Raw genomic sequence first — 19258 nt, 5'->3', positions numbered from 1 at the left:
GGCGTCGCCAGGAAACCGGCAGACAGCAGCCCGAACAGCAGGACATGCCCCGCCGTCGCGACGCCCAGGCCGATCTTTTCCGAACGCTCCATAGGACCGACCTAAGGCTCCTGCCCTGAACCGCCGCTGACGTCGACCTGCGCCGCATCGTCATGGCCGCCTGTGCTCACCAGCGCCACCTTGTTGAGGCCGGCGCGGTTGAGTTCGCCCATGACGCGCATCACCCGCCCATAATCCAGCGCGGTGTCGGCGCGCAGGAAGATTTGCGGCGGCTCCGCCTTGCCGGCATTGGCCGACATGATCTCGGCCAGGCGATCGGGCAGGTCGGCATCGCTGATCTGCGCATCGTCAATGAACAGACCGCCGTCCCGGTCGATCGACACCACCGTCGGTTTGACGTCTGCGTCCAGCCCCTTGGCGCGCGTTTCCGGCAGGTTCACGGGCACGCCAGTCACCAGTAACGGCGCCGTCACCATGAAGATGATCAGCAGCACCAGCATGACATCGACCAGCGGCGTCACGTTGATATCGGCCATCGGCGCGCGCCCGCGCCCCCGCCGGCCCGAAGGAGGCCCGGACATCGCCATTATCGCGTCGCTCCCGTCACGGCTGCCCCAACGCTCATCGCTGCGCCTCCAACTCGCGGCTCAGCGTCGCGTAGAAACCGTCGGCGAAGCGGGTCAGCGTGGATTCCAGCCTGTTGATGCCATGGCTGAAACGGTTGTAGGCGATGACCGCCGGGATCGCCGCGAAAAGCCCGATCGCGGTCGCGAACAGCGCTTCGGCAATGCCGGGCGCGACCACCGCAAGGCTGCTATTCTGCTCCGCCGCGATGGAGGTAAAGGCCCGCATGATGCCCCAGACGGTGCCGAACAGGCCGACGAAGGGCGCGACCGATCCGATCGTGGCCAGGATGTTGAGCCGGTCGGACAGGCGATCCACCTCTCCGCCGATCGCGCTCGACATGGCGGTGGACAGGCGGTCGCGCGTGCCGTCGCGATCGATCACGCGCTGCGCGGTAGACCGCCGCCATTCGGTGACCCCCGCCGCCATCACCTTGGCTGCCGGAAACGCCGCTTTGCCGCGCGTTTCGTAGAAGCGATCGATATCCTCGGCCTTCCAGAAATCGGCTTCGAACGATCGGCTTTCCTTGCTTGCCTTGCGCAGCATCACGGAAAAGCCGATGATGATCGCCCAGGTCCAGATGCTGGCCAGCAGCAGTCCGATCATCACGCCTTTTACGACGATGTCGGCCTGGAGGAACAGCGCGAGCGGAGACAGGGTCGCGGCGTCGGCCATCGCGCCGGCGGGCAGGTTGAGGGTCATGGGTGGATGTCTTCCCCTTGGCAAAGGCGATTGAATATGTCGGTCCACGCCTTGGGCTGGCGCTGCGGGCGGCCCTGCGGCGTCAGCCAGGCCACGCTGATGTCGGCGTGGGTCAGTTCTTCGTCGCCGCGCATGACTGACTGCTGAATGGAACAGCGCGTCGGGCGGACGTCGGTCACGCGGCTGACCACCATCAGGTCATCGTCCAGCCGAGCGGGGCGCCGGTATCGAATGTTGAGTTCCGTCACCGCATAGACGCCGCTGCCGCCCTCATGCTCGCTGCGCTGGTCGATCCCGGCGATACGCAGCATGTCGGATCGCGCCCGCTCCATATAGCGCAGATAATTGGCGTGATAGACCAGGCCGGACAGGTCCGTATCCTCGAAATAGATGCGCAGCGGGAAATGATGCACGGCGGCGACGAAGCGTCCGCTGGCTGGCGCTGGCATCGGTTCGGGCAGGAACATGGCCGGCTTTTAACCATGGCTGTGTCCTTGCGCAAAGCGGGAAATGGCTTTTGCCCACCGTCTGTCGGCGCAGGACTCTCGGCTGGCCGCGCCGGCCTTGTCGCGCTACGGGGGGCAGCAGGATGACTCGCAGGAAGAGGAACGAGCGGATATGACCGATATCAGGACGGTGGGCGTGATCGGCGCCGGTCAAATGGGCGCGGGCATCGCGCAGGTGGCGGCGCAGGCCGGCTATGATGTGATCCTCTCCGACATCGACCTTCCCCGCGCGGAAAAGGGCAAGGCCGGCATCGCAAAGCTGCTGGCGCGCGCGGTCGAAAAGGAAAAGATGACGCAGGCCGATGCCGACGCGGCGCTGGGCCGGATCGAGGCGGTGGGCGACATCGCGCCGCTGGCGCGCGCGCAGCTGGTGATCGAGGCCGCGACCGAGCGCGAGGACATCAAGCGCACCATCTTCGGCAATGTCGGGCCGCTGCTGGCGAAAGACGCCATCCTCGCCAGCAACACATCCTCCATCCCGATCACCCGCCTGGCGCAGGCCGCGCCGGACGCGGCGCGCTTCGTTGGCGTTCATTTCTTCAACCCGGTGCCAGTCATGGGCCTGATCGAGGTCATTCGCGGCCTCGGCACCAGCCCGGAAACCGTCGCGACGATCGAAGCCTTCGCGCAGCGTCTGGGCAAGGTGGTGGTCCACGCCTTCGACGCGCCCGGCTTTATCGTGAACCGCGTGCTGATGCCGATGCTCAACGAAGCGATCTTTGCCTTGGGCGAAGGCGTCGCGGGCGTGGTGGACATCGACACGGGCATCAGGCTCGGCCTCAACCATCCGATGGGCCCGCTGACCCTCGCGGATTTCGTCGGGCTCGATACCTGTCTTGAAATTTGCAAGGTGCTGCTGACCAGCACGGGCGATCCCAAATATCGGCCCGCGCCTCTTCTCGTCAAATATGTCGAGGCTGGCTGGTACGGCCGCAAGACCGGCAAGGGCTTCTACGACTATTCGGGGCCTGAACCGGTGCCGACCCGCTGAGAGGATATTGGGCGCGGGTCTTTACCCCGCGCTCAGCCCATGCTTCTTCATGCAGTGGCGCAACTGGTCATAGGTGAGGCCCAGCCCCTTGGCGGTCGCGCGTTGATTGTAGCGGAACCGCTCCAGCGCCGTGCGGATGATCGCCGCCTCATGCGCATCGACCGCGGCGCGCAGATCGCTGATATCCTCGAACGCTGCTGCCGGACTGGGTGTAGAGGCGGGGGAGGCTGCCGCCTCCTCCACCTTGGGCATCAGCGGCCTGGGCTTCCAGGGGGAGGCGAAGGGGTCGAAGGTGATGCGGCTGATGGGCTTGGCCGGTTCGTCCCAGCGATAGACCGCCCGCTCCACCACGTTACGCAGTTCGCGTACATTGCCTGGCCAGCCATGCCCCTCAAGCTCCGCTGCGCAGGCCGCGCTGAAGCCCGGCCATTGAGGCCAGTTGAGTTCGGCCGCCATGCGGCGTCCGAAATGATTGGCCAGCACGGCGACATCGCCCTCCCGCGCGCGCAGCGGGGGCAGGGTGATGACTTCGAAGCTCAGCCGATCGAGAAGGTCCGGGCGAAAGCGCCCGGCATCCGCTGCGGCCGGCAGATCCTCGTTGGTGGCCGCCACGATCCGCACATCCACCATCACTGGTCGCGATGCGCCGATCCGCGTCACTTCGCCATATTCGATCACGCGCAGCAGCCGTTCCTGCGCCGCCATCGACAGCGTGCCCAGTTCGTCGAGGAAAAGCGTGCCACCGTCCGCTTCCTCGAACCGTCCCGGCCGCGCCTTGGTCGCGCCGGTGAAGGCGCCCTGCTCGTGGCCGAAAAGCTCCGCTTCGATGAGGGTTTCAGGAAGAGCGGCGCAGTTCATGACGATCAGCGGCTCGCCCCAGCGGGGAGAAAGATGGTGGAGGCGCTCGGCGATCAGCTCCTTGCCCGTGCCGCGCTCGCCGATGACCAGCACCGGGCGGTTGAGTTCCGCCGCGCGCCCCGCCTGCTCGACCGCGTCGAGGAAGGCGAAGCTTTGACCAACAAACTGCGTATTTTTCTCCATGCGCCAACTTATGGTGAAATATCCCACTCCTTGGCAAGTGCGATGTTGGTGCGGGGCTGCTGAACCAGCCGGAAATCGTCGGATTTTTGAGCCTTTCCACGATTTGGCACGCCCTCTGCAATGCTTTGGGCAATCCGCAACGACATGCGGAACCACATGAAGGCCAAGGTTCAGGGAGCAAGACAATGGAAAAGACCACCGACAGCGTTCGCGAAATCGGCCAGTTGATGTCGGTCGCCGTTGCCGCCGTCCTGTTTGGATCGACCATGATCCTTTCGGCCGTCGGACCGGCCCGCGCCAGCGAATCCATCGCGCTCGCAAGCCACGACATGGCCGCCCCTTCGCGCTATCTTGCGTAAGGACGCGGTTCGAACAGATACGACCAGGAGTGACGTTAAAATGGGCATTTTCTCCCGCACCCGCGACATCATCGCCGCCAACGTGACCGACTTGCTGGACAAGGCGGAAGACCCGGCGAAGATGATCCGCATGATCATCCTCGAAATGGAGGAGACGCTGGTCGAGGTGCGCGCATCCGCCGCCCGCACCATTGCCGACCAGAAGGAGATGCGCCGCCATATCGCGAAGCTGACTGCGCTGCAGGACAGCTGGACGGAAAAGGCGCAGCTTGCGCTCAGCAAGGACCGCGATGATCTTGCGAAGGCGGCGCTGGTCGAAAAGCAGAAGGCCGCCGACATGGCCGAGCAACTGGGTCACGAGATCGAGACGCTTGACGAGGCGCTGGCCGCTTCGGAAGCCGACATCGCCAAGTTGCAGGCCAAGCTGCGCGAGGCGCGCGCCCGGCAGAACAGCATCGTGACGCGGATGCAGAGCGCCGAAAATCGCCTGCGCGTCCGTGAAGCCTATGCCGGCGAGAAGGTCAACGAAGCCTTTGCCCGTTTCGACATGCTGGAACGCCGCGCCGACATTGCCGAAGGGCGGGCCGACGCCATGAACCTGGGCCAGCAGCCCAAGACGCTGGAAGAGGAAATCGCCGAATTGAGGACCTCCGACAAGGTCGATGCCGAACTCGCGGCGCTCAAGGCCAGCATGAATAGGGGAGCCTGATCCATGGAGGACGTGTTCCTGCCCATCATGATCTGCGGCATGCTGTTCATCGGCATGCCCTGGCTGATCTTCCACTATGTCACCAAATGGAAGCAGGCCCCCAAGATCACCGACGAGGACGAGAAGCTGCTGGACGAACTCCACCTTCTCGCCCGGCGGCTGGAGGAAAGGCTGCAGACGGTCGAGCGGATCGTCGCTGCCGACAATCCCGATTTCCGCCCTTCGCGTCCGCAGGAGACGGACGACTATAGCTTCGACCGGAGGAACTGACATGAGCGCCCGCCGCACAAAATTCTACCTCGACAAGGCTAATGGCAAGGTCATGGGCGTGTGCTCCGGCATCGCCGACTATACCGGGATCGACGTGGTCTGGGTTCGGGTCGCGATGTTCCTGTCCTTCTTCATCATCGGCTGGACGCTGCTCGGCTATTTTGCGATCGGCGTGATCGCCGACAACAAGCCCTCAGGCCTCTATACCGACCGGGACGACCAGAAATTCTGGCAGGGCGTGCGGGCCAACCCGGCGCGCTCCACCCGTGACGTGCGGGCGAAGTTCCGCGACATCGACCGGCGCCTGGCCGACATCGAAATCTACTACACCAGCCGCAACACCCGCCTGGCTGAGGAAATCGACAGCCTGCGCTGATCGCAGGCGTCCGACAGGGAGAATGAAGATGCAATGGTCCTGGCTTCTTCCCGTGCTCGTCTGCGTCTCGGTGGCCCTTGGTTCGGTGCTCAACACCTGGATCAAAGCGAAGCACGGTTATCCGGTGACGGGCGAAAACGGGAACACCGTTCATCGAACCGATCCGGACGCCGGTCGAAAAATCGACCTTTTATCAAGCGAAAACGAAAAGCTGAATGGCCGCATCAGCCGCCTTGAGGAACGGATCGCCGTGCTGGAGAGGATCGCCACCGATCCCGCCCTTCGCACCGCCCGCGAAATCGACGCGCTGCGCTGAGCCGGTCGCGCAAGGGAGTTACGGACAATGTCTCAGTTAGGCAATTTCGCGCCGGTCGCGCTGCTGCTCGGTGCGCTGGCCATCGGCGGCTGGATATTCACCACCTGGCTGCGCATCAAACATGGCTATCCGCTGGAAAATAGCTGGGGCAAAGCGGTCTATCCCCGCAAGGACGAGGAAATGGTCGAACGGATCAAGCTGCTCAGCCAGGAAAATGCCCAGCTCCGCGCCGAGGTCGGGTCGATGAAGGATCGCCTTGCCGTGGTCGAACGCATCGTCACTGACGAAAGCCACCAGCTCAATCATGAAATCGAAAGGCTGCGCGGCCCCGCCAACTGAGCGCGCAGGTCATTAGGGGATATATGCAATGATCGACAATCCATTCACCATGGTCGTTCTCATCGTGGCCATCGTCGCGATATCGCGTGTGTTGCAGGCCAAGTTCGGCGTCGTGCGCCACGGCAAGGGCGAAACGCTGATCCAGCGTGGTCCCGACCCGGAGGCCGAACGGCTTCGCGCCGAGGTCAAGGCGCTCAAGGACCGCGTGGCCGTGCTCGAACGGCTCGCCACCGACAGCAACACCGCTCTGGAACGCGAATTCGAAAAGCTCCGGAACGGCGATTGAAGCACGCCATCCGGGCTGGGAGGCATTTATGCAGGACCCTTATGTTTATCTGATCCTGGCGACGACCAGCCTTGCCGGCGTCGCTATCATCGCCGTCGCGGCCTTGCGCGGCTGGAACGGCTGGCTCGACCTCAAGCGGGCGGAACTGGTCCGCCATGGGCAGGGCGACGTCGGCGCCCCGCCATCGGCCGCCGCCCGTATCGAGGTGGCGGACCTTAAGGAACGGATCCGCAAGCTCGAGGCGATCGCCGCCGGGGTGGACCTTTAAAGCTCCGGCGGGCGCGGTTCAGGATCGCGCCCGCCGCAGGGGGTCATCCCCGCAGGCTGGCTCCCAGTTTTTGCGCGGCCTTGACGATAGCGGCGCTGATCGCCTCCAGCTCTTCCTGGGCAAAGCTTTTTTCCCCCGGCTGCAGGGTCACTTCGACAGCCAGCGACTTGTAACCCTCCTCGACGCCCGGCCCCACGAACAGGTCGAACAGTCGGACGTCCGTAATGGCCTTCTTGTCAGCGCCGCGCACCGCACGGACCAGCGCGTCGGCCTCGACATCGGCCGGGACCAGAAAGGCGAAGTCGCGCTTCACCGCCTGCAACGCCGGTGGTGCATAAGGCGGGCGCATGAAGCCGCTCTTCCGCTTGGCGGGAATGGCGTCCAGGAAGATTTCGCCAGCGACGACCGTGCCCGTCAGGTCGAAGGTCCGCGCGAGGCTGGGATGCAGCACGCCATATTCGGCGAGCACGACCTTGGGTCCAAGCCGGAGCGTTCCGGACTGGCCAGGATGATATGCTCCCGACGCCTCTCCGAAATTCTGCAGATTGGCGACCGGAGCGCCCGCGCCCGCCAGCAGCGCGAGCAGTTCGGCCTTCGCGTCGAACGCGTCGAACGGCTGCGCCTTGCCGGAACGCCATCCGCGCGCGCTCTTCTCCCCCGCCAGCACGAAGCCGACCGTGGCCCGCTCGCCCTGCGCGAAATAACGGCGACCCAGTTCGAACAGGCGGACGGACGCCGCGCCGCGATCCATGTTGCGCGCCGCTGCCGCCAGCAGGCCGGGCAGCAGCGAGGGCCGCATCACTTTCAGCTCTTCCGAGATCGGATTGGCCAGAGTCCAGTGGCCGCCGCCAACGCTCGCTGCTTCCTTCTCCGAAATGAAGGACCAGTTGATCGCTTCGGCCAGGCCGCGCGCCGCCGCCGTGCGCCGAACCCGGCGTTCGACCAGCTGTTCGGGCGTGGCGGTGGGTCGGGCAACGCCGGGCAGGCGGGGCAGGGGCGTGGAGGGCACCTGGTCCAGGCCCACGATCCGCACCACTTCCTCGACGATGTCCGGCCAGCCGTCGACATCGCGTCGCCAACTGGGAACGGTCACCTGCCATCGCGCTGGCGTGCTCACCGGCATCCCGTCCTGATATTCGACCGACGACGTCTCTATCGCGACGCCAAAGCCGAGTTGCTCCAGAATATGCTGTTGCTCATAGGCGGGCACGTCCACGCCGGCCAGCGCGACGCAGCGCTCGGGCGCATAGTCCACGACCTTGGCGGTCAGCGGCGGTGCGCCTGCGCGGGTCGCCTCGCTCGGGCTGCCGCCGCACAGGTGCGTCACCAGGAAAGTGGCGATGGACAAGCCGTCGTCGAGGAAGGCCGGATCGACCCCGCGCTCGAACCGCCCGCGCGCGTCGGAAGTAAGGCCCAGCTTCTGCCCCGTGACGGCGATCCGTTCCGGCGTGAAATAGGCGCATTCGATCAGCACGTCGGTCGTGCTTTCCTGCGCGCCTGAATGTTCGCCGCCCATGATGCCGCCGATATCGTGTACCGCTTCATCGTCGGCGATGACGGTCATGGTCTCGTCGACAATGTAGGTCTTGCCGTTGAGCGCCAGCACCTGCTCATCCTGCCGCCCGCGCCGCGCGACCAGACCGCCCTTGAGCGTCCCCAGATCATAGACGTGTAGCGGCCGCCCCAGGTCGATCATGATATAGTTGGTGATGTCCACCAGCGCGCTGATCGGCTTTTGGCCAATGGCTTTCAGCTGCTTCGCCATCCAGTCGGGCGATGCGCCGTTCTTCACGCCGCGCACCACGCGGGCGTAAAAGGCCGGACAACCCTCCGCGTCCTCGATCCGCACCTCAGGACCGGGGCCTGTGCCGGCGATCTCCGGCACGATGATGGCGTTCAGCGTGCCAAGGCCCGCCGCGGCCAGATCGCGCGCGATGCCGCGCACGCCCATGCAGTCCTGCCGATTGGGCGTCACCGACACGTCGATCACCGGATCGTCGAGGCCCGCCCATTGCGCATAGGACTGTCCAACCGGCGCGTCGTCGGCCAGTTCGATGATCCCGTCATGATCCTCGCCCAGTTCCAGTTCGCGGTAGCTGCACATCATACCGTTGGATTCGACACCGCGGATCGCAGTCTTCCTGAGCACCATGCCGTTGACCGGCACGACCGCACCCTCGACCCCGAATACGCCGACAAGGCCAGCGCGCGCATTGGGCGCGCCGCACACGACCTGGAGCGGGTTTCCGTCGCCATGATCGACGGTCAGCACCTGCAACTTGTCCGCCTGCGGATGCCGCTGCGCGGTCAGGACCTTCGCGATCCTGAACGCGCCCAGCTTCTCCGCCGGATTCTCGACGCCCTCGACCTCCAGGCCAATGGCATTCAGCGTCTTGAGGATCGTCGGCAGGTCCGCGTCGGTGGCGAGATGCGTCTTGAGCCAGGACAGGGTGAACTTCATGCGCCCACTCCTCCGCTCAGCGTCGGCACGTCCAGCGCCGAGAAGCCGTAATGGCGCAGCCAGCGAAGGTCGCCGTCGAAGAAAGCGCGCAAGTCGTTCATCCCATATTTGAGCATGGCAAGCCGGTCGACGCCGGTGCCAAAGGCAAAGCCCTGCCACTCGTCGGGGTCGAGGCCGCATGCCTCGATCACGCGGCGGTTCACCATGCCGCTGCCCAGCACCTCCAGCCAACCGCCATCAGCCGCATCGCCGTCGCCGCCGATCACGCGCTGGCCGTTCATCAGCGTATAGCCGACATCGACCTCCACCGACGGCTCGGTGAAGGGGAAATAACTTGGCCGCAGCCGCAGGACGATATCCTCGCGCTCGAAAAACGCCTTGAGGAAGGTTTCCAGCGTCCATTTGAGGTGGCCCAATGTGATGCCTTTGTCGATCACCAGCCCTTCGATCTGGTGGAACATCGGCGTGTGGGTCGCGTCGCTGTCGCTACGATAGACGCGGCCGGGCGCGATGATGCGGATCGGCGGTTCCTGCGTCATCATCGTGCGAATCTGCACGGGCGACGTGTGGGTGCGCAGCAGCATCTTTTTCCCGTCTTCTCCATCGGGGAAATAGAAAGTGTCGTGCATCGCCCGCGCCGGGTGCGTCTCGGGAATGTTAAGCGCGGTGAAATTGTGCCAGTCGTCCTCGATCTCCGGCCCGGTGGCGACCGAAAAACCGAGGTCTGCGAAAATTTCCGCCAGCTCGTCCATCACCTGGCTGACCGGATGGACGCTGCCCTGCGGCACGGGATCGGCAGGTAGCGTCATGTCGACCTTTTCCGAAGCGAGCCGCGCATCGAGCGCCGCCTGCTCCAGCATCGCCTTCTTCTGCGCCAACGCGGCCGTCACGCTTTCGCGCAGGTCCTGGATCGGCGGTCCCTTTTCCAGCCGCTCGTCGGGCGACATGGGGCCCAGCGTCTTGAGGAGGCCGGTGACCACCCCGCTTTTCCCCAACGATCCCACCCGCAGCGCCTCCAGCGCGTCCAGCGTGTCGGCGGCGTCGATGTCGGCGATCAGGCCGGCTTTCAGTGCGCTAATTTCGGTCATCTATCTTCTCGAAGCCTGTGATGGCGGAACCATGGCGCGCCTTAACGGGCCGGGCGGCGCAAGGGAAGGGTCAGGCTCTTGCCCCCAGTAACGCGCCGCCAAAGCCGATGAACAGCAATCCCGTTCCCCGATTGAACAGCCTCTGCCGGTTTGCCGGTTCCAGCCAGCGGGCCAGCCGCGCGCCGCCCAGCGCATAGGCGCCGTACCAGAAGCTCTCGATCACCACGAAGCTGCCGATCAGGATGCCAAGCTGAAGCCAGAAGGGCCGATCGAGCACGATGAACTGGGGGAAGAGCGCCGCGGCGAAGATGATGAGCTTGGGGTTGGACAGGCCGGTGAGCAAACCCGTCGCGTAAAGCGCCCGGTCCGATCGCACGGGCCGTGTCGTCGCGCCGCCGCCAACGGGCGCACGCCACGCTTTGACGCCCAGCCAGATCAAATAGGCGACGCCCGCGTAGCGCAGCAGGTCGAACAGGCGGGGCGAAGCCTTCAGCAGCGCGCCCAGTCCCAGTGCCGACGCGACCAGACACAGCAGCACCGCGCTCATCAATCCGGCCATGGTGGACAGCGCCTTGCGCGGGCCATGGGCGATGCTCTGCGTCATGACGTGCAGCATGTTGGGGCCGGGCGTGGCCGAAATCAGGAAAACCGCCGTGACGTAAATCCACCAGAGATGCAGCGACATGGGGTGCTCCTTCCGAAGCGGTTACCTCATCCGTCCGTCCGCAACGAACGGACGTCGAGCGAAAACAAAAAGGGCGCCGAAGGCATCTGCCCCGGCGCCCCTTTGGACGATCTTGCGATCGATCCGGCTCAGGCCGCCGGCAGCGCAGCCTTCGCCTGGGCGATGATGGCGCTAAACGCCTCGCCCTCGTGCATCGCGATGTCGGCCAGAACCTTCCGGTCCAGCTCCACGCCGGCCAGCTTCAGGCCATGCATGAACTGCGAATAGGTCAGGCCCTCGGCGCGGACGCCGGCGTTGATGCGCTGAATCCACAGACCACGGAAGGTCCGCTTCTTCACCTTACGGTCGCGATAGGCGTACTGGCCGGCCTTTTCGACGGCCTGGCGCGCGATGCGGATGGTGTTCTTGCGACGGCCATAATAGCCCTTCGCCTGATCCAGAATCCGCTTATGCTTCGCCTTCGTGGTCGTACCACGCTTGACACGTGCCATGGGTCAGGCCCTCCTTACTTCAGGCCGTACGGCGCCCAGAGGCGCACGTGACCGGCATCGGCGTCCGACAGGACGGACGTGCCGCGGTTCTGACGGATATATTTCGCATTGTGGCTGATCAGCCGGTGACGCTTGCCAGCGACGCCATGCTTGACCTTGCCGGTGGCGGTGAACTTGAAGCGCTTCTTCACACCGCTCTTGGTCTTCATCTTGGGCATTTTCGTCTCCTTGTTCAGCGCGACGATTACGAACAGCCACGGCAGCCCTAGTTAGCCGGGCGGTTCTTCCGAATATCGCGAAGGGCGGCCCTTAGTGGGCTGAGCGTCAAAAGGCAAGCGATTCGGCGCTGCTCAAGAATGATGATGGTCGTGGTCTTCGGCGTGCAGCGCTTCGAGCACATCCTCCAGCCTTGCCGGATCGCCCAGCGCCAGCACATGGCCTTCGCTGTCCGCCGTCAGCGGCTCGCCGTTCCAGTCGCACATCCGCCCGCCCGCGCCTTCGACAACCGGCACCAGCGCCGCGAAATCATAGCTTTGCAGCCCCGATTCGATCACGATGTCGAGGAAGCCCGACGCCAGCAGCCCATAATTATAGCAGTCGCCGCCATAAACCGGCCCCTGCCGCGGCGATCCGCCCGACACGGCGGCGACCAGCGCCATATAATGCGCCACATCGCCGTCGGCGAACAGGTGCGGGCTGGTCGTGGCGATCCCCGCGCCCTCAAGGACGCGGCAGGTGCGGGTCCGCACCGGCTTGCCGTTGAAGGTCGTCGGCTGGCCGCTCATGCCCGCCCAGCGTTCGCGCGCGATTGGCTGGTCGATGATGCCGATGGTCGGCCAGCCCCCTTGCGTCAGCGCGATCAGCGTGCCGAAGATCGGCCGCCCGGCGATGAAGCTGCGCGTCCCGTCGATCGGATCGAGAATCCACACCCGCTCGGCATCGGTGCGCACCGATCCATATTCCTCACCCACGATGCCGTCGCCCGGCCGCTCCTTTTCCAGGATCGCACGGATCGCTGCCTCAGCGGCGCGATCGGCCTCCGTCACCGGCGACTTGTCCGCCTTCACCTCCACGTCATAGCGTGCCCGAAAAAAGGGACGGATCGCCGCGCCGGCGGCATCGGCAAGGCGGTTGGCGAGGGCCAGATCGTCACGGGTGGTCATGTCGGACGCCTAGCCGCTGAGAGGGCTTTGCGCTACCCTTGCGAACGGAACATGAGGAGAGGATCATGACAGGATCGCCCGTCATCCCTGGCTTGCGCTATACCGACGCGCCGGCCGCCATCGAATTTCTGTGCGACGCCTTTGGTTTCGACCGGCATGCCATCTATGCCGACGACGTCGATTCCACGATCATCCATCATGCCCAGTTGGTACTGGGTACGGGCATGGTCATGCTGGGAAGCGTCCGCGACGGCGAAACCGAATCGCTCTACAGCTGGTCGACGCCGCGTGCCTTGGGAGGGGCGACCACATGCATCTATGTGGTGGTGAACGACCCGGACGCCCATTGCCTGCGTGCGCGTAACGCCGGCGCGGTGGTGGTGAACGAGCCGCACGATAATGAAGGCTATCCGGGGCGCGGCTATGAAGCGCTCGATCCCGAAGGGAATATCTGGAGCTTCGGCAGCTATGATCCCTGGGCACCCCTAACGCATTAAATCTTCCGCAACCCGACCGTTCTAGCCTGCGTCTGGAAAGGGATGAACATGGCGCTGGTCGGTTGGATATTGAGTTTCGCGGCGCTTTTCGGCGGCCTCGCGCTGCGGCAGGATCTCCCCATCGGCGGATCGACCGCGCTATCCAATCTGCTGATCGGTCTCGCCGTCCTTGCCTGTCCAATGCTTTGGCACGAAAAGCCCATGGGGGTTTCGCGCGGTCAACGGATCGTCGCCGGCCTCGCCCTGATCCTCGCCGTGCCGCTCATTCTGCTCCCAGCCGCCTGACACTGTTCAGTCGAACAGGCTCGACACCGAACTCTCGTCCGCGATCCGCTTGATCGCTTCGCCGAGCAAGGGGGCGATCGGCAGGTGGCGGATATGCTTGGCGTTGTTGACCGCGTCCGTGCCCTGGATCGAATCGGTGATGACCAGTTCTAGGAGGTCCGACGCTTCCACCCGCGCCACTGCCCCGCCGGACAGCACGCCATGGCTGACATAGGCGACCACTTCCTCGGCGCCCGCGGCCTTGAGTGCACCCGCCGCGTTGCAGAGCGTGCCCGCCGAATCGACGATGTCGTCGATCAGGATGCAGAAGCGGCCCTTCACATCGCCGATGATGTTCATGACTTCCGATTCGCCCGCCCGTTCGCGGCGCTTGTCGACGATGGCGAGAGGCGCGTTATCCAGGCGCTTGGCCAACGCCCGGGCGCGCACGACGCCGCCGACGTCCGGCGACACGACCATGATGTTGCGGTCGCCGAAACGCGCCTGGATGTCGGCCGACATCACCGGCGCGCCGAACAGATTGTCGGTCGGGATGTCGAAAAAGCCCTGGATCTGCCCGGCATGCAGATCGACCGAGAGCACGCGGTCGGCGCCCGCCGTGGTGATGAGGTTTGCCACCAGCTTCGCGCTGATCGGCGTGCGCGGGCCGGGCTTCCGATCCTGCCGGGCATAGCCGAAATAGGGGACGACCGCTGTGATTCGCTTGGCCGACGCGCGCTTGAGCGCATCGATCATGATCAGCAGCTCCATAAGGTTGTCGTTGGTCGGATAGGCCGTCGACTGGATCACGAACACATCTTCGCCCCGGACATTCTCATGGATTTCCACGAAAACTTCCTCGTCGGCGAAGCGGCGGACGCTGGCGTCGGTCAGGGGGATTTCGATATAATCGGCGATTGCCGCGGCGAGCGGCTTGTTGGAATTGCCGGTCATGAGTTTCATGGCGAAAAACCCCGTGACGAAAGGATGACAGTGCGCGAGACGCGGCCCCTTTAGCGGCGCTTGGGAGCGCTGGAAAGGCGTTTTGCGCCCGCCTTCAAAATGGACTAGGGGGCCGGCATGACCGATAAACTCGTGATCGCGCTGGCGCAGATGACCCAGTCCGTGGGCGACCTTGCCGCCAATGCCGACGCCATGCTGGACTGGCGCGCACGGGCGAGCGGCGCGGATCTCATCGTCTATCCCGAACTCCAGCTGATCGGCTACCCGCCCGAGGATCTGGTGCTGAAGCCCGCGCTTGTGGATCGCGCCAATCAGGAACTGGATCGCCTGGCACGGGCCACCGCGGACGGTGGCCCGGCCATGCTGGTGGGGACGGTGGTCGCATCGCAGGGCGTCCTGTTCAACGTCGTCGCCCTGCTGGAAGGGGGCGCGGTCACCACCATCCGGCAGAAGCGGGAACTGCCCAATTATGGGACATTCGACGAAAAGCGGTTGTTCGCGCCCGGCCCGTTTCCAGCCCCGATCGACTTTCGCGGCGTCAAGATAGGCGTTCCTATTTGCGAGGATATCTGGTTCCCGTTCGTCACCGCGCACTTGAAGGCGCAGGGCGCGGAACTGCTCATCAGCCCCAATGGCAGCCCGTTCGAAGTGGACAAGGACGACCGCCGCCTGAATGCCGTTGCCGGTACTCGCGTTCGGGAAACCGGCCTGCCGCTCGTCTATCTCAATCGCGTCGGCGGGCAGGACGAACTGGTCTTCGATGGCGCATCCTTCGTGATGAATGGCGATCTTTCCATCGCGCACCAGCTGCCCGACTGGGAAGAGGCGCTGACCCTCACCCTGTGGGAGAAGCGGGAAGGCCGCTGGACCTGCCTGCCCGGCGAACGCCACGCGCTCGATGAACGGCCGGCCGACATCTACAATGCGATGCTGCTGGGCCTGCGCGACTATATCGACCGCAACCGCTTTCCCGGCGTTGTGCTGGGCCTGTCGGGCGGGATCGATTCCGCACTTTCGGCTGCGGTCGCCGTCGACGCGCTGGGGCCGGACCGGGTCTGGTGCGTGATGATGCCTTCGCGCTTTACCAGCCGCGACAGCCTCGAAGACGCGGTGGCATGCGCGCGCCTGCTCGGTGTGCGCTATGACACCATCGCGATCGAACCTGCGGTCGGCGCCTTCGACGCCATGCTCGCCCCGGCTTTCGATGGCCGCCAGCGCGACCTTGCCGAAGAAAATATCCAGTCGCGCATCCGCGGCGTGACCTTGATGGCGCTCTCCAACAAGTTCGGGCACATGCTGCTCACGACGGGCAACAAGAGCGAGATGTCGGTGGGCTATGCCACCATCTATGGAGACATGGCGGGCGGCTATTCGGTGCTGAAGGACGCCTATAAGACGACTGTGTTCGATCTGGCGCGCTGGCGCAACGGGAAAGCTTCGTCGCCGGGCCTCGGGCCCGCCGGGCCGGTCATGCCGGACCGCGTCATCACCAAGCCGCCCAGCGCCGAATTGCGCGACAACCAGCGGGATGACGACAGCCTGCCGCCTTATGAAGTGCTGGACCCGATCCTCTACGGCCTGGTCGAGGAGGAACTGTCGGTCGAGCAACTGGTCGCGCGCGGCTTTGATCGCGACACCGTCGCCCGCATCGAGCGTCTGCTTCATGTTGCCGAATATAAGCGCCGCCAGTCGCCTCCGGGCGTGAAGCTGGGCATCCGCAATTTCGGCCGCGACCGCCGCTATCCCATCACCAACGCGTTTCGCACCCTATGACCGTCATCACCCGCTTTGCCCCGTCGCCCACCGGCCATCTTCATGTCGGCAACATCCGCGCCGCGCTGCACAACTGGCTGTGGGCGCGCAAGTCCGGCGGCAAATTTCTGCTGCGTCTCGACGACACCGACCTTGAGCGTTCCCGCATCGAATATGCCGAATCGATCAAGGCCGATCTCGCCTGGCTCGGCTTGCAGTGGGACGGGGAAGAAAAACAGTCGGATCGCTTCGCCCTCTATGAGGCGCGCTTCGCGGCACTGAAGGCGGCGGGCCGCGTCTATCCTGCCTATGAAACGGCGCAGGAACTGGACCTGCGTCGCAAGATATTGCTGGGGCGGGGCTTGCCGCCGGTCTACGACCGCGCCGCCCTTTCACTGACAGCCGATCAAATCGCAGCCTTTGAGGCAGAAGGTCGGTCGCCGCATTGGCGCTTCCGGCTGGATCATAATCGCCCCATTGTGTGGACGGACCTGATCCGCGGTGAACAGCGATTCGATCCGAAGCTGCTGTCCGATCCTGTCGTCCGCCGCAGCGACGGCAGCTGGCTCTACCTGCTCCCCTCTGTGATCGACGATATCGACATGGGGATAAGCCATGTCCTGCGGGGGGAGGATCATGTGTCGAACACCGCGACGCAGATCCAGATGTTTGAAGCGCTTGGCGCGCCCATCCCGTCCTTTGCGCATGAAGCGCTCCTGACCGGTGCAGAGGGCAAGCTGTCGAAGCGGCTGGGTTCGCTCGGGGTCGCCCATTTCCGCGAGCAAGGGCTGGAGCCCATGGCCATCGCCTCGTTGCTCGCCCGCCTCGGCAGTTCGCAGCCGATCGAGCCTTTCGCGCATCTGGCCCCGCTGGTCGAGAGCTTCGACTTCGCCCATTTCGGGCGTGCGCCGGCCCGTTTCGACGAGGGCGAGCTTGCGGCCCTCAACCAGAAGATCGTGCATCTGCTGCCCTACGACGCAGTGGCGGATCGCCTGCCCGAAGGCATGGACGAGGCGGCGTGGCACGCGATCCGTCCCAATCTCGAAACGGTGGCGGGTGTCGCCGATTGGTGGCGTATCGTCACCGGCCCGATCGACGGGCCTCAATCCGACCCGGAGGACCGCGACTTTCTGAACGCAGCGCGCGATATTCTGGCGGACGCGCCATTCGACGCCGACATCTGGCGCAATCTGACCGGCGCGCTGAAGGACAGCACCGGCCGGAAGGGCAAGGCGATCTTCCTGCCGCTCCGCCGCGCGCTCACGGGGCTCGACCACGGCCCCGACATGGCGCAGCTGCTGCCACTCATCGGGAAGGCGGAAGCGATCAGGCGGCTTTCGGCCTAGGCGATTGCAGCCAATGCCCGGCCGACAGCGGCGATACCTTCGGGCGCCGCAGCGAACCCCATGTGGGTGCAATCGACTTCGATCGCCTTGTCACGCTCTCCGGCACGCCCGCGTGCGCATTCCGGCAGGATCACGCCGTCGCGTCGCGACCACAGCGCCACTGTGGGGACGGGCGGCTTTTCCTCGCGCGTGCAGGGGAAAGGGGGGCGATCGACCGGAAAACCCGATACGAGCTGATAGAGCCTCCAGGCATGGTTAGCGCGGGGATCGCCGGAAAAGGGCGTGCCCAATGTGACGACACCGGCGACCTTGTGAGGCGCGAATTTGGCATATTCCCGCGCATAGAGGCCGCCCAGGCTCCATCCCACCAGCGTGACCGGCTCGTCCCGCTCTTGGCGTATGGCATCCAAGCGGGCGTCGATCCTGGTCAGACTGTCCGGGCGGGGACCGAAATTGCGGCCCATGCCCCAGTCGTGGGCGCGATAGCCGCCGGCGCTCAGGATATGGCGCAACCATCCCATCCGCTGTTCGGATGCCATCAACCCCGGGATCAGCAGGACGGGCCGCCCATCGCCGCGCATTTGCGTCGCCAAATCATCCGCCTGCGCACGCGTGCGCGCCAGGTCGAACGGCATCGACAAGTTGCCCAGCAACTGCTGCACCGGCGGCAAGGTCGCGGCACGCGGTCCGGGTGCGAGGCGATCCTTCCAGAAACTGCTGACGGCTTGGGCGTAAGGCGGCACGACGATGAAATTCCCTGATCCCGCAACGGGCAAAGATGACATTGTCGTGACAAACGCGCCGACCGTCTACCGGTTTCAACGCATGCGCCAAACAGTTCGTCGTTTGTGACAGCGGAAAGGTCAGGGGGCGAGCGGCGACGTCTGACTGATGGCAGCGCCTTCGGTCCCGCGCAATTGACGCGGCTCCAATATCGCCGCCGTCTCGATCAGGTCCAGCGCGCGGCGCGCTTCCATGTACCGCCGTGCCGCCTGTATCCAGCGATCGGCGGCTGCCCGTCCGGGCATATGCTCCACCTCGGCCAAGGCGGCATTGACGCGGCCTGCGTCGATGTAGCGCAAGGCGCGATCCATCGCGATTTCAGGCCGGGGCGATGGCGTGCTTTCCTTGCGGATGGAAACCAGCTGGCGCGCCTCATGTTCCAGCGCCGTCCACCAATCCGCCGTCGCCGGGCTCTTTGTGACCTCGTCGGCGATCTGGTTGAGGCCGGCACGCAGATCGACCAGCGTGATCGGGTTGCGGGCTGCATTGATGATGGCCGCGACCGCGCGGGGCTGCGCCTGGCCGAAGCGCAGTCTCAATTGGCCTTCGATATATCCCAGCGGAGCCCCGCTATCGAGTGCCCTGCGGGCGGCAAAGGCGACCAGCAGGCCCTCGGCGCGCGCGGCGTTGCCGGATGCAGCCTGCGCCTCGACCGTGATGCGGTTCAGCCTTTCTTCCAGCTGCACGACGCGCCCGTCCAGCATTTGCGCGGTTCCGGCGGTCAACGGACGCGCGGCGGGCGCGGGATATGCTGCCGGAGCAGTGGCGGCGGGCGTCGTCGCGGCCGGCGGCCGCTCTCCCCATTGACGCTGGATATACGGCCAGGCCCAGACGGTCAGCGCGACGCCCAGGGCGAAGGCGAGCAGCAGCAGGATCAATACCGGCAACAGATTCCGCCGTGGTGCGGGCGGAGGCGTCGCGCCGACGCTTTCAGCCCCATCCTCCTCGCTCATGCCGACCCTTTCGCCTGTCATTGAC

The 19258-nt window shown here is 65.0% G+C and carries 27 protein-coding genes and 1 pseudogene; 13 read left to right on the top strand and 15 right to left on the bottom strand.

Going from position 1 to position 19258, the window contains the following annotated elements; genetic code table 11:
- The 4 genes and pseudogenes from AX724_RS23290 to AX724_RS06045 form a co-directional block, all read right to left on the bottom strand.
- Nucleotides 1-92: pseudogene (locus AX724_RS23290) on the bottom strand (cell envelope biogenesis protein TolA); the annotation flags it as partial.
- 9 nt (nucleotides 93-101) lie between these two features.
- Nucleotides 102-587: a protein TolR gene (gene tolR, locus AX724_RS06055; protein WP_066764386.1), complete on the bottom strand. Its 486-nt coding sequence runs from the start codon at nucleotides 585-587 to the stop codon at nucleotides 102-104.
- A gap of 34 nt (nucleotides 588-621) precedes the next feature.
- Complete coding sequence (tolQ, locus tag AX724_RS06050; RefSeq protein WP_066764383.1) at nucleotides 622-1326, bottom strand: protein TolQ; 705 nt, start codon at nucleotides 1324-1326, stop codon at nucleotides 622-624.
- The gene (locus tag AX724_RS06045; RefSeq protein ID WP_066764379.1) at nucleotides 1323-1793 is read right to left on the bottom strand and encodes a YbgC/FadM family acyl-CoA thioesterase; all 471 of its coding nucleotides are present in this window, start codon (nucleotides 1791-1793) and stop codon (nucleotides 1323-1325) included. Before AX724_RS06045 ends, tolQ begins: the two co-directional genes overlap by 4 nt.
- A 151-nt stretch (nucleotides 1794-1944) precedes the next feature.
- On the opposite strand from AX724_RS06045, the gene AX724_RS06040 reads away from it, so the two are divergent.
- Nucleotides 1945-2823, top strand: a complete 879-nt coding sequence (locus AX724_RS06040; protein WP_066764399.1) for a 3-hydroxybutyryl-CoA dehydrogenase — start codon at nucleotides 1945-1947, stop codon at nucleotides 2821-2823.
- 21 nt (nucleotides 2824-2844) lie between these two features.
- On the opposite strand, the gene pspF is transcribed toward AX724_RS06040, so the two are convergent.
- On the bottom strand, nucleotides 2845-3864 hold the full coding sequence (gene pspF, locus AX724_RS06035) for a phage shock protein operon transcriptional activator (RefSeq protein WP_066764377.1): 1020 nt from the start codon (nucleotides 3862-3864) through the stop codon (nucleotides 2845-2847).
- Nucleotides 3865-3872: 8 nt separating this feature from the next.
- Nucleotides 3873-4031 carry a hypothetical protein gene (locus AX724_RS23920; protein WP_197421491.1) on the bottom strand — a complete coding sequence of 53 codons (159 nt, stop codon included), beginning with the start codon at nucleotides 4029-4031 and terminating at the stop codon, nucleotides 3873-3875.
- Nucleotides 4032-4049: 18 nt separating this feature from the next.
- Between AX724_RS23920 and AX724_RS23915 the strand changes: the two genes are divergently transcribed.
- Genes AX724_RS23915 through AX724_RS06000 form a run of 8 tightly spaced genes read left to right on the top strand, consistent with a single transcriptional unit; the run spans nucleotide 4050 to nucleotide 6787 of the window.
- Nucleotides 4050-4223, top strand: a complete 174-nt coding sequence (locus AX724_RS23915; protein WP_197421490.1) for a hypothetical protein — start codon at nucleotides 4050-4052, stop codon at nucleotides 4221-4223.
- 40 nt (nucleotides 4224-4263) lie between these two features.
- The gene (gene pspA, locus AX724_RS06030; protein ID WP_066764374.1) at nucleotides 4264-4932 is read left to right on the top strand and encodes a phage shock protein PspA; all 669 of its coding nucleotides are present in this window, start codon (nucleotides 4264-4266) and stop codon (nucleotides 4930-4932) included.
- Nucleotides 4933-4935: 3 nt separating this feature from the next.
- Entirely contained in the window at nucleotides 4936-5202 is a 267-nt protein-coding gene (pspB, locus tag AX724_RS06025; protein WP_066764371.1) for an envelope stress response membrane protein PspB, read from the top strand.
- A gap of 1 nt (nucleotide 5203) precedes the next feature.
- The gene (pspC, locus tag AX724_RS06020) at nucleotides 5204-5578 is read left to right on the top strand and encodes an envelope stress response membrane protein PspC (protein ID WP_066764369.1); all 375 of its coding nucleotides are present in this window, start codon (nucleotides 5204-5206) and stop codon (nucleotides 5576-5578) included.
- A gap of 52 nt (nucleotides 5579-5630) precedes the next feature.
- Nucleotides 5631-5894, top strand: a complete 264-nt coding sequence (locus AX724_RS06015) for a hypothetical protein (protein WP_443018659.1) — start codon at nucleotides 5631-5633, stop codon at nucleotides 5892-5894.
- 27 nt (nucleotides 5895-5921) lie between these two features.
- Entirely contained in the window at nucleotides 5922-6233 is a 312-nt protein-coding gene (locus tag AX724_RS06010) for a hypothetical protein (RefSeq protein WP_066764365.1), read from the top strand.
- Nucleotides 6234-6261: 28 nt separating this feature from the next.
- A complete protein-coding gene (locus AX724_RS06005) occupies nucleotides 6262-6519 on the top strand; it encodes a hypothetical protein (protein WP_066764363.1) in 258 nt (85 codons plus the stop codon).
- Between the two features lie 28 nt (nucleotides 6520-6547).
- Entirely contained in the window at nucleotides 6548-6787 is a 240-nt protein-coding gene (locus tag AX724_RS06000) for a hypothetical protein (protein WP_066764360.1), read from the top strand.
- A 43-nt stretch (nucleotides 6788-6830) separates the two neighbouring features.
- Here AX724_RS06000 and pheT read toward each other — a convergent pair whose 3' ends face one another.
- From pheT to hisN, 6 genes are all read right to left on the bottom strand, one after another.
- On the bottom strand, nucleotides 6831-9248 hold the full coding sequence (pheT, locus tag AX724_RS05995; RefSeq protein ID WP_066764352.1) for a phenylalanine--tRNA ligase subunit beta: 2418 nt from the start codon (nucleotides 9246-9248) through the stop codon (nucleotides 6831-6833).
- Nucleotides 9245-10336: a phenylalanine--tRNA ligase subunit alpha gene (gene pheS / locus AX724_RS05990; RefSeq protein ID WP_066764350.1), complete on the bottom strand. Its 1092-nt coding sequence runs from the start codon at nucleotides 10334-10336 to the stop codon at nucleotides 9245-9247. The genes pheT and pheS overlap by 4 nt, the downstream gene beginning before the upstream one ends.
- A gap of 70 nt (nucleotides 10337-10406) precedes the next feature.
- Nucleotides 10407-11021 carry a LysE family translocator gene (locus AX724_RS05985; protein ID WP_066764348.1) on the bottom strand — a complete coding sequence of 205 codons (615 nt, stop codon included), beginning with the start codon at nucleotides 11019-11021 and terminating at the stop codon, nucleotides 10407-10409.
- Nucleotides 11022-11149: 128 nt separating this feature from the next.
- Nucleotides 11150-11512 (bottom strand): 50S ribosomal protein L20, encoded by a 363-nt coding sequence (gene rplT / locus AX724_RS05980; protein WP_007689504.1) that lies wholly within the window; start codon nucleotides 11510-11512, stop codon nucleotides 11150-11152.
- Nucleotides 11513-11526: 14 nt separating this feature from the next.
- On the bottom strand, nucleotides 11527-11730 hold the full coding sequence (gene rpmI, locus AX724_RS05975) for a 50S ribosomal protein L35 (protein WP_066699836.1): 204 nt from the start codon (nucleotides 11728-11730) through the stop codon (nucleotides 11527-11529).
- A 132-nt stretch (nucleotides 11731-11862) separates the two neighbouring features.
- Nucleotides 11863-12675 carry a histidinol-phosphatase gene (gene hisN, locus AX724_RS05970; RefSeq protein WP_066764346.1) on the bottom strand — a complete coding sequence of 271 codons (813 nt, stop codon included), beginning with the start codon at nucleotides 12673-12675 and terminating at the stop codon, nucleotides 11863-11865.
- 65 nt (nucleotides 12676-12740) lie between these two features.
- On the opposite strand from hisN, the gene AX724_RS05965 reads away from it, so the two are divergent.
- Together AX724_RS05965 and AX724_RS05960 are read left to right on the top strand one after the other, a co-directional pair.
- Nucleotides 12741-13172: a VOC family protein gene (locus AX724_RS05965; RefSeq protein WP_066764344.1), complete on the top strand. Its 432-nt coding sequence runs from the start codon at nucleotides 12741-12743 to the stop codon at nucleotides 13170-13172.
- Between the two features lie 48 nt (nucleotides 13173-13220).
- Nucleotides 13221-13457, top strand: coding sequence for a hypothetical protein (locus AX724_RS05960; protein ID WP_066764398.1), 237 nt, complete (start codon nucleotides 13221-13223; stop codon nucleotides 13455-13457).
- Nucleotides 13458-13463: 6 nt separating this feature from the next.
- Here the strand turns inward: AX724_RS05960 and AX724_RS05955 are convergent, their stop codons facing one another.
- Nucleotides 13464-14399 (bottom strand): ribose-phosphate pyrophosphokinase, encoded by a 936-nt coding sequence (locus AX724_RS05955; RefSeq protein ID WP_066764343.1) that lies wholly within the window; start codon nucleotides 14397-14399, stop codon nucleotides 13464-13466.
- Nucleotides 14400-14516: 117 nt separating this feature from the next.
- Here AX724_RS05955 and AX724_RS05950 point away from each other — a divergent pair, with 117 nt between their 5' ends.
- Nucleotides 14517-16172, top strand: a complete 1656-nt coding sequence (locus tag AX724_RS05950) for an NAD+ synthase (protein WP_066764341.1) — start codon at nucleotides 14517-14519, stop codon at nucleotides 16170-16172.
- The gene (gltX, locus tag AX724_RS05945; RefSeq protein ID WP_066764339.1) at nucleotides 16169-17497 is read left to right on the top strand and encodes a glutamate--tRNA ligase; all 1329 of its coding nucleotides are present in this window, start codon (nucleotides 16169-16171) and stop codon (nucleotides 17495-17497) included. Before AX724_RS05950 ends, gltX begins: the two co-directional genes overlap by 4 nt.
- On the opposite strand, the gene AX724_RS05940 is transcribed toward gltX, so the two are convergent.
- Nucleotides 17494-18240, bottom strand: coding sequence for an alpha/beta fold hydrolase (locus tag AX724_RS05940; protein ID WP_066764337.1), 747 nt, complete (start codon nucleotides 18238-18240; stop codon nucleotides 17494-17496). The two genes, gltX and AX724_RS05940, sit on opposite strands and share 4 nt — an antisense overlap.
- A gap of 120 nt (nucleotides 18241-18360) precedes the next feature.
- Nucleotides 18361-19254: a hypothetical protein gene (locus tag AX724_RS05935; RefSeq protein WP_231736505.1), complete on the bottom strand. Its 894-nt coding sequence runs from the start codon at nucleotides 19252-19254 to the stop codon at nucleotides 18361-18363.
- Nucleotides 19255-19258 lie beyond the last annotated feature (4 nt).

Source organism: Sphingobium sp. CCH11-B1 (assembly GCF_001556865.1).
Taxonomy (GTDB): Bacteria; Pseudomonadota; Alphaproteobacteria; order Sphingomonadales; family Sphingomonadaceae; genus Sphingobium.
This window is presented reverse-complemented; position numbering and strand designations above follow the sequence as displayed.

Excerpts from the sequence above, each read along its gene's own strand:
- tolR (WP_066764386.1), bottom strand. The coding sequence starts at position 587 with ATGGCGATGTCCGGGCCTCCTTCGGGCCGGCGGGGGCGCGGGCGCGCG.
- tolQ (WP_066764383.1), bottom strand. The coding sequence starts at position 1,326 with ATGACCCTCAACCTGCCCGCCGGCGCGATGGCCGACGCCGCGACCCTG.
- AX724_RS06045 (WP_066764379.1), bottom strand. The coding sequence starts at position 1,793 with ATGTTCCTGCCCGAACCGATGCCAGCGCCAGCCAGCGGACGCTTCGTC.
- AX724_RS06040 (WP_066764399.1), top strand. The coding sequence starts at position 1,945 with ATGACCGATATCAGGACGGTGGGCGTGATCGGCGCCGGTCAAATGGGC.
- pspF (WP_066764377.1), bottom strand. The coding sequence starts at position 3,864 with ATGGAGAAAAATACGCAGTTTGTTGGTCAAAGCTTCGCCTTCCTCGAC.
- AX724_RS23915 (WP_197421490.1), top strand. The coding sequence starts at position 4,050 with ATGGAAAAGACCACCGACAGCGTTCGCGAAATCGGCCAGTTGATGTCG.
- pspA (WP_066764374.1), top strand. The coding sequence starts at position 4,264 with ATGGGCATTTTCTCCCGCACCCGCGACATCATCGCCGCCAACGTGACC.
- pspB (WP_066764371.1), top strand. The coding sequence starts at position 4,936 with ATGGAGGACGTGTTCCTGCCCATCATGATCTGCGGCATGCTGTTCATC.
- pspC (WP_066764369.1), top strand. The coding sequence starts at position 5,204 with ATGAGCGCCCGCCGCACAAAATTCTACCTCGACAAGGCTAATGGCAAG.
- AX724_RS06010 (WP_066764365.1), top strand. The coding sequence starts at position 5,922 with ATGTCTCAGTTAGGCAATTTCGCGCCGGTCGCGCTGCTGCTCGGTGCG.
- AX724_RS06005 (WP_066764363.1), top strand. The coding sequence starts at position 6,262 with ATGATCGACAATCCATTCACCATGGTCGTTCTCATCGTGGCCATCGTC.
- AX724_RS06000 (WP_066764360.1), top strand. The coding sequence starts at position 6,548 with ATGCAGGACCCTTATGTTTATCTGATCCTGGCGACGACCAGCCTTGCC.
- pheT (WP_066764352.1), bottom strand. The coding sequence starts at position 9,248 with ATGAAGTTCACCCTGTCCTGGCTCAAGACGCATCTCGCCACCGACGCG.
- pheS (WP_066764350.1), bottom strand. The coding sequence starts at position 10,336 with ATGACCGAAATTAGCGCACTGAAAGCCGGCCTGATCGCCGACATCGAC.
- AX724_RS05985 (WP_066764348.1), bottom strand. The coding sequence starts at position 11,021 with ATGTCGCTGCATCTCTGGTGGATTTACGTCACGGCGGTTTTCCTGATT.
- rplT (WP_007689504.1), bottom strand. The coding sequence starts at position 11,512 with ATGGCACGTGTCAAGCGTGGTACGACCACGAAGGCGAAGCATAAGCGG.
- rpmI (WP_066699836.1), bottom strand. The coding sequence starts at position 11,730 with ATGCCCAAGATGAAGACCAAGAGCGGTGTGAAGAAGCGCTTCAAGTTC.
- hisN (WP_066764346.1), bottom strand. The coding sequence starts at position 12,675 with ATGACCACCCGTGACGATCTGGCCCTCGCCAACCGCCTTGCCGATGCC.
- AX724_RS05965 (WP_066764344.1), top strand. The coding sequence starts at position 12,741 with ATGACAGGATCGCCCGTCATCCCTGGCTTGCGCTATACCGACGCGCCG.
- AX724_RS05960 (WP_066764398.1), top strand. The coding sequence starts at position 13,221 with ATGGCGCTGGTCGGTTGGATATTGAGTTTCGCGGCGCTTTTCGGCGGC.
- AX724_RS05955 (WP_066764343.1), bottom strand. The coding sequence starts at position 14,399 with ATGAAACTCATGACCGGCAATTCCAACAAGCCGCTCGCCGCGGCAATC.
- AX724_RS05950 (WP_066764341.1), top strand. The coding sequence starts at position 14,517 with ATGACCGATAAACTCGTGATCGCGCTGGCGCAGATGACCCAGTCCGTG.
- gltX (WP_066764339.1), top strand. The coding sequence starts at position 16,169 with ATGACCGTCATCACCCGCTTTGCCCCGTCGCCCACCGGCCATCTTCAT.
- AX724_RS05935 (WP_231736505.1), bottom strand. The coding sequence starts at position 19,254 with ATGACAGGCGAAAGGGTCGGCATGAGCGAGGAGGATGGGGCTGAAAGC.